This window comes from Devosia sp. (assembly GCF_040509215.1).
GTDB lineage: Bacteria > Pseudomonadota > Alphaproteobacteria > Rhizobiales > Devosiaceae > Devosia.
The window spans coordinates 1-6,755 of sequence record NZ_JBEVLL010000052.1 but is presented as its reverse complement, the minus strand read 5'-3'; the positions used below and the strand labels follow the sequence as shown (position 1 = coordinate 6,755).

Genomic DNA, 6,755 nt, shown 5'->3' with positions numbered 1-6,755 from the left:
ATGGCCCCCAATGCCATCGAATACGGCGTCGGCAAAGCCGGCCTCAACCAGATGGTGCGCTACATGGCCGGCCACTATGGTCCGAAGAGTATCCGCGTAAACGCCCTCTACCCGGGCCCCTTCCCGCATGCCGCCGTGCAGGAGACCCATCCCGATTTCATCGCCAATCTCGAAGCCGAAACCATGCTGGGCCGCATCGGCCGCCAGCATGAAACCGCCGGCGCCGCCGTATTCCTCGTTTCCGATGCTGCCTCCTACATTACCGGCCAGGTGCTGGGCGTAGATGGTGGCTGGACCGCCTGGTGACCTCCATGAACTTTCCCTTCGCCGACCGCCCCATCCGCCTCGCCATGCTCGGCATGGTCGAGGGCAATGGCCACCCCTTTTCCTGGTCGATGATCATCAACGGCCGCTACGACGCCGAAGCGCTGAAGACCTGCCCCTATCCGGCGATCATCAACTATATCGGCAAGCAGCCACCCGAAACGCTGGGCATTCCCGGTGTCGAAGTCACTCACGTCTGGACCGACAATCCCGCCGAAGCCCCGCAGGTCGCGGCAGTGGCAAAGATCGCCAATGTCGTCACCCGCGCCGAAGACGTCATCGGCCATGTCGACGCCGTCATCGTCGCCACCGACAAGGGTTTTGAACACGTCGAGCGCGCCCGCCCTTTCGTCGAGGCCGGCCTTCCCGTCTTCATCGACAAGCCCCTCTGCGATAACCGCGCCGACCTCGAAACCTTCTCGAATTGGATCGCCGAGGGCAAGCCGATCATCTCCTCTTCGGGCATGCGCTTTGCCAAGGAATTCGCGCCCTATCACGGCGCCACCTACGAATTTGGTCCCCTGCGCACGGTCTTCGCCACCATGGCCAAGAAGTGGGAGACCTACGGCATCCATGCCCTCGAATCGATCTACCCGATCGTCGGCCCCGGCTTCGTCTCCGTCCGCAATACCGGCACCTATGAGCGCAACGTCGTGCACCTCAAACACTCAAAGGGCATCGACGTCGTCATCACCGTCACCGCAGACCAGATCGGCGGCTCCGGCTTCATCACCCTCGCGGGCACCGAAGGCGGCGTGACCCTCCGCAGCCAGGACACCTACACCGCCTTCAAGGCGCAGCTCGAAAGCTATGTTGGGTTCCTCCGCACCGGCGTGCCACCTGTCCCCTTCGCCCAGACGCGCGAACTGATGCAACTGGTCATCGCCGGCATCGAAAGCCGCGAAGCCGGCGGCGCTGAAATCCTGCTTTCCAGCTTCGGAGCCTGACCCATGCGCGTTCTCGATACTTTTTCATTGAGAGGCAAAGTTGCTCTCTGCACCGGCGGCGCCGGCCTTTATGGCCGCCAGATCGTCGCCGCCCTCGCCGGAGCCGGCGCCACGACCTACCTCGCCGCCCGCGACCAGACCAAGCTCGAAGCCGTCGCCGCCGAAGAGCGCGAGGCCGGCAATGACGTCACCGCCCTCTCGCTTGATCTCAGCTCCGACGCGTCCATCGAAGCCCTGCACAAGACCATTTTCGAGCGCAGCGGCCGTTGCGACGTCCTGGTCAACAACGCCGTCACCCGCTCGGCCACCGATGGCTGGGACCACGATCTAGAAGCCTATGACCAGAGCCTCCGCGTCAACGCCTCGGCGCTGTTCAAGATCACCTCGCTCTTCGGCAAGTCCATGGCCGCCAACAAGTCCGGCTCGATCATCAATATCGGCTCGATGATGGGCATGGTTGGCGTCGAAATGGGCAACTACGCCGGCACCGACATGAACCCTAATCCCTCGCCCATCTACTTCTACGAGAAGGGCGGCATGATCAATTTCACCCGCTGGGCCGCCAGCATTCTGGGCAAGGACAATGTTCGGGTGAACTGCCTCTCGCCCGGCGGGCTCTTCTCCAACCAGCCCGCGCCCTTCGTGCAGAACTATTCCGATCGCACCCAGCTCGGCCGCATGGCCAATGAGACCGATCTCATGGGCGTCATCGTCTTCCTCGCTTCCGATGCCTCCGCCTACATCACCGGCACCAATATCCCGGTCGATGGCGGCTACACCGCAAAGTAACAGCCATGACCGAAAAGCAGCTCTATTCCGCCACCCCCGCCACCCAGCACCGCATGCGCAAGAGCCGCGTCCTGCGCACTATCGCCGCCGGCGGCGTCGCCAAAGTGCTAAAGCTCAACACCTTCGACGCCAAGGTCGCCGAGATTTTTGCTCAGGCCCAACCCGACGCCCTCTGGCTCTGCCAGGAGCATACTTCGGCCAGCCTCGAAGCCATCGAGAACCAGATCCGTGCTGCAAAAATCTACGACGTCGACAGCCTCGTCCGCGTCGCCCGCGGCAGCTATTCCGACTATATCCGCCCGCTTGAGGCCGATGCCACCGGCCTCATCGTCCCGCATGTCATGGGCGCAGCCGACGCTCGCGCCGTTCGCGACATGACCAAGTTCGCCCCGCTCGGCCGCCGCGCCGTCGATGGTGGCAATAATGACGGCATGTTCACCCGCGTCGGCTTTCTCGACTATCTCGAAACCGCCAACAAGGAACGCTTCGTCTGCCACCAGATCGAAGACCCCGAAGCGCTCGACGAGATCGAAGCCATCGCCGAAATCGACGGCGTCGATGCCCTCTTCTTCGGCCCCGGCGACTATTCCGTTCGCCTCGGCATTCCCGGCCAGATTCAGGCGCCCGAAATCATCAAGGTGCGCGAACGCGTCGCCGAAGTCGCCCGCAAGCATGGCAAGATCGCCGCCACCGTCGCCGGCAAGGTCAATGTGAAGGACTATGTCTCGATGGGCTACAATCTGCTCAGCGTTGGCGCCGACGTGGTGGCCCTCGCCACCTATGCCGATGACGTCCTTTCCGCATTCGACGCGATCTAGGACGGAAAGATGCATCTCGACGCGCTGCAGAACACCCTGCTCGACGGCCGCACCAAGGGCATCCCGGCGACGGCCGAACCCTTCGCGCTGAAGGACATTGCCGGCAAAGGCTGGAACGTCCTCCGCGAAGACCTGCCCATGCCGCTGATGCTGCTCAAACGCAGCGCGCTCGACCACAATGCCAGTGTCTTCGGGCAATACCTGACAAGCCACAACCTGTCCCTGGCGCCCCATGGCAAGACAACCATGAGCCCGCAAATCTTCGCCGAACAATTGGCTGGCGGCGCCTGGGGCATGACGGCCGCCACCGTCAATCAGGTGCAGGTCATGCACCACTACGGCGTCAAGCGCGTCCTTCTCGCCAACCAACTCATCGGCAAGGCGCACCTCGCCGGCATCGCCGCACTCATCGATGCCGATCCGGAATTCGAATTCTCCTGCTTCCTCGATTCCGCCGCCCAACTCGACAACATGCTCACGCATCTGCGTGATCTCGCGCCAACCCGACCGATAAAGGCACTGCTCGAAATCGGCGCCAAAGGCGGCCGCACCGGCCTTCGCACCGAGGCCGAAGCGCTAGCACTCGCCGACAAGCTGGCGCACAGCGACCAGAACCTCGTGCGCTTTGCCGGCATCGCCACCTTCGAAGGTGTCGTCCCCGGCATCGACAAAGACCCTATGCTCGTCGAGCCTTTCGCCCAGAGCATCGTCGACATCGCCCGCGCCCTGCCCAAAAGCCTCTATGCTGGCCTCGACGAATTCATTCTCTCGGGCGGCGGCTCCTCCTATTTCGACATCGTCGCCGACCGTTTCGCGACGCTCGACCTGCCCCTGCCCGTCCGCGTGCTGCTGCGCTCGGGCTGCTACGTCACCAACGACTCCGGCGCCTACAAAAAGGCGCAGGACGAGGCCAAGGCCGATCCGCGCCGTTCTTGGAAATCCGATCTGCAGCCCGGGCTTGAAGCCTGGGCCTATGTCCAGTCCATGCCAGAGCCCGGTCTCGCCTTCCTCTCCATGGGCAAGCGCGACGTGCCCTACGATTCAGGCCTGCCCGTCCCTTTCAAGCGCTACCGCCCCGGCACCGGCTTCCTGCCCGTCGGCGAAGCCACGATCTTTGCTACCAACGATCAGCACGCCTATGTCCGCCTCGGCCCAGACACCGATTGGCAGGTGGGCGACCTCGTCGCCTCCGGCGTCTCCCACCCCTGCACTGCCTTCGACAAATGGCGGTTCCTGCCCATCGTCGACGACGACTACACCGTCATCGACGGCGTTCTGACCTTTTTCTGAGGCCCGCCTATGTCCAAGACCGTGCTTTTCGGCGGCCTCTATCACGAGACCCACACCTTCCTCGCCGACAAGACCGGCATGACCCAGTTCGAGGACGGCGGCATCCGTATCGGCCAGGCAGCGTTGGACCAGAACCGCGGCAATGGCTCACCGAGCGCCGGCTTCATCGACTATGCCGAAAAGGCCGGCTGGCGCATCCTCCCCACCATTCAGATGGCGGCCCAACCGGCCGGCAAGGTGACCGACGACGTGGTCGGGCTCTTTTTCGAGCACTTCCTCGCCGGTCTCGACCGCCACATCAACGAGATCGACGGCATTTTCCTCGTCCTCCACGGCGCCATGGTCAGCGAGGGCTCCGACGACGTTGAGGGCCTCGTCATCAAGACCATTCGCGACCGCCTGAAAGCCGCCGGTCGCGGCGACCTGCCGGTCGGTGCTGTCCTCGACCTCCACGGCAACATTTCTGAGGTCATGGTCGAAAACTCGACCGTGCTCCGCGCCTATCGCGAGAACCCGCACACCGACGCCTATGAATCCGCCGTGGCCGCTGCCGAACTGCTGGACCGCGCTTTCCGCGAGCCCAATATCAGGGCTTTGCACCGTTCGACCAAATACGTCATCTCGCCCGTCGGCGTCGGCTCAGCCAATGACCCGATGAAGAGCGTCCTCGCCGCCGCCCGCGCCATCGAGGCCAGCGATCCTGATATCCTCACCATCAACGTCATGGCCGGCTACGCGTACTCCGACATTCCCGATTGCGGCTTCAGCCTCAATCTCATCACCAAGGGACCGGCGGCTACCGCCGAAAAACACCTCGACATCCTGGTCAGCGTCCTAGAAGCCAATATCGAAGCCGGCTACCCGCACGAAGACGATCTCGCCACCGCCCTCGCCAAAGCCGACGCCTTGCCGCCAGGCACTGGCCCGATCCTCCTCATCGAACCCGCCGACAACATAGGCGGCGGCACGCCGGGTGATGCGACCGGTCTCCTCGCCCCTCTCCTCGAAACCGGCCGCCAAAACATCCTCGCCGCCCTAGCCGACCGCGAAGCCGTGGCCAAATGCTTCGCCGCCGGAGCGGGCGCAGAAGTGTCTCTGCTGATCGGCGGCAAAACCGACCCCCACCACGGCACCCCGATCCCCTTCACCGGCATCGTCGAACACCTCAGCGACGGCGTCTTCCAGCTCGAAAACCCCAAATCACACCTCGCCTCCATGGGCGGCACGACCATCCGCATGGGCCGCTGCGCCGTGGTCGCCAACGACCAGGCCAAAATCCTGCTCTCCGAGCGCAAGACCGCGCCCATGGATCTCGGCCAATACCATTCGCAGGGACTGCGGCCCGAAGACGCCACCTATGTCGTCATCAAGGCCGCCGTCTCCCATCGCGCTGCCTATGACTCGATCCAGCGCGCCAGTTTTTATGTCGACAGCCCCGGCCTCTGCACCAGCGACCTGCGCCGCCTGCCCTTCACCAAGCTTCAGGGCAAGGTGATTTCATTGAGCTGAACATGCCAAGACCGCCGCAAGATCGAAGAGGTTTGCGGCGGAGCCCTCCGGGGCTCCGCCAACGCCATTCAGATCTTGCCTGCGGCCCGGAGATCGGCCTGCAACTTGGCCTGATAGGCCGCCCTTGCTTCCTCATCCACCTTGGCGCTTTCCCCAAAATAGACAAAGCCCAGCGCCCGCCGCGCCCGCGTCGGCGAGGTGTTCGGCTCGGCCCAGTGAATGGTCTTGGAATGGTGCATCAGGAAGGTGCCCGCATCGCCCGGAAAAGCCACCGTATTGGCCTTGTCGTCCGCAGTGCCGAAATCGGTAATCCCCTGCGAAAAACCAAGGATTTCCGATCGCCCATGCGGCCGATAGCCCTCGTTTTTATGCGACCCACGCACATAGTGGATGCAGCCATTTTCCGGATCGACCCGCTCCAGCGCCAGCCATCCGGTAACGGCCGCCGGCGGATTGAAATGGAAATAATACCCGTCCTGATGCGGCGGTGTAGGCTTGCCGATGCCGGCAGGCTTGTTGAAATATTCAAGGTTTACCGCCCGCGCCTTTTCGCCCAGCATGCTCTCGGCCAGTTCGCGGATCGTGTCGGTCTCGAGCAGATCGCGAAAATACGCATCATAGTGCTGCATGTTCTGCATCTGCTTGAGCGTGCCCTTGGCGCCCTTCTCTTCGTAGAACACTTCCGTGTCCTTCATCTCAGGCACGCAGCTTTCGACGTAGCGGTCGAATTCGCGATTGATCTCCACCATCTTCCCCGCATCGAAAAGCGGCTTGATGGCGATAAAGCCATCCCGGTCGAAATCACTCTTGAGGCTGGTGAGCGGGTCCTGCATGGCCACGGACATCGGCATTCTCCTTCTGTGTTCCCTCTGCCACCATCTGAGACCAAGCGCGGTCCATCGTCTGTTGAGCAGTACGGCAGCAAACTAGGAATTTCGATTGCGCCTGCCACACATCGGTGGCGCCGCACCCCGCTTCATGCTGCTGTGCCGACATGACCGAGAGCGTCGACCCAGATGGCATCATTCTGCGCGAGCACCGCCTCGGTCGCTTCGACCGCCGCATGCCCATCGGCCCG

General features: G+C 63.0%; 7 protein-coding genes. 6 read left to right on the top strand and 1 reads right to left on the bottom strand.

All coding sequences use genetic code 11. The features are described from left to right. The 6 genes from ABW043_RS02760 to ABW043_RS02735 form a co-directional block, all read left to right on the top strand. A partial coding sequence (locus tag ABW043_RS02760) for an SDR family oxidoreductase (RefSeq protein ID WP_353919714.1) occupies window positions 1-306 on the top strand: 306 nt, incomplete at its 5' end. Window positions 307-311: 5 nt separating this feature from the next. After that, a complete protein-coding gene (locus ABW043_RS02755; protein ID WP_353919713.1) occupies window positions 312-1,271 on the top strand; it encodes a Gfo/Idh/MocA family oxidoreductase in 960 nt (319 codons plus the stop codon). Window positions 1,272-1,274: 3 nt separating this feature from the next. Further along, the gene (locus ABW043_RS02750) at window positions 1,275-2,060 is read left to right on the top strand and encodes an SDR family oxidoreductase (RefSeq protein WP_353919712.1); all 786 of its coding nucleotides are present in this window, start codon (window positions 1,275-1,277) and stop codon (window positions 2,058-2,060) included. 5 nt (window positions 2,061-2,065) lie between these two features. After that, on the top strand, window positions 2,066-2,878 hold the full coding sequence (locus tag ABW043_RS02745) for an HpcH/HpaI aldolase family protein (protein WP_353919711.1): 813 nt from the start codon (window positions 2,066-2,068) through the stop codon (window positions 2,876-2,878). Between the two features lie 9 nt (window positions 2,879-2,887). Continuing rightward, window positions 2,888-4,168, top strand: a complete 1,281-nt coding sequence (locus ABW043_RS02740; RefSeq protein WP_353919710.1) for an amino acid deaminase — start codon at window positions 2,888-2,890, stop codon at window positions 4,166-4,168. A gap of 9 nt (window positions 4,169-4,177) precedes the next feature. Then, window positions 4,178-5,677, top strand: coding sequence for a M81 family metallopeptidase (locus ABW043_RS02735; RefSeq protein ID WP_353919709.1), 1,500 nt, complete (start codon window positions 4,178-4,180; stop codon window positions 5,675-5,677). 68 nt (window positions 5,678-5,745) lie between these two features. Here ABW043_RS02735 and ABW043_RS02730 read toward each other — a convergent pair whose 3' ends face one another. Then, a complete protein-coding gene (locus ABW043_RS02730) occupies window positions 5,746-6,522 on the bottom strand; it encodes a phytanoyl-CoA dioxygenase family protein (RefSeq protein WP_353919708.1) in 777 nt (258 codons plus the stop codon). Between the last annotated feature and the right edge of the window lie 233 nt (window positions 6,523-6,755).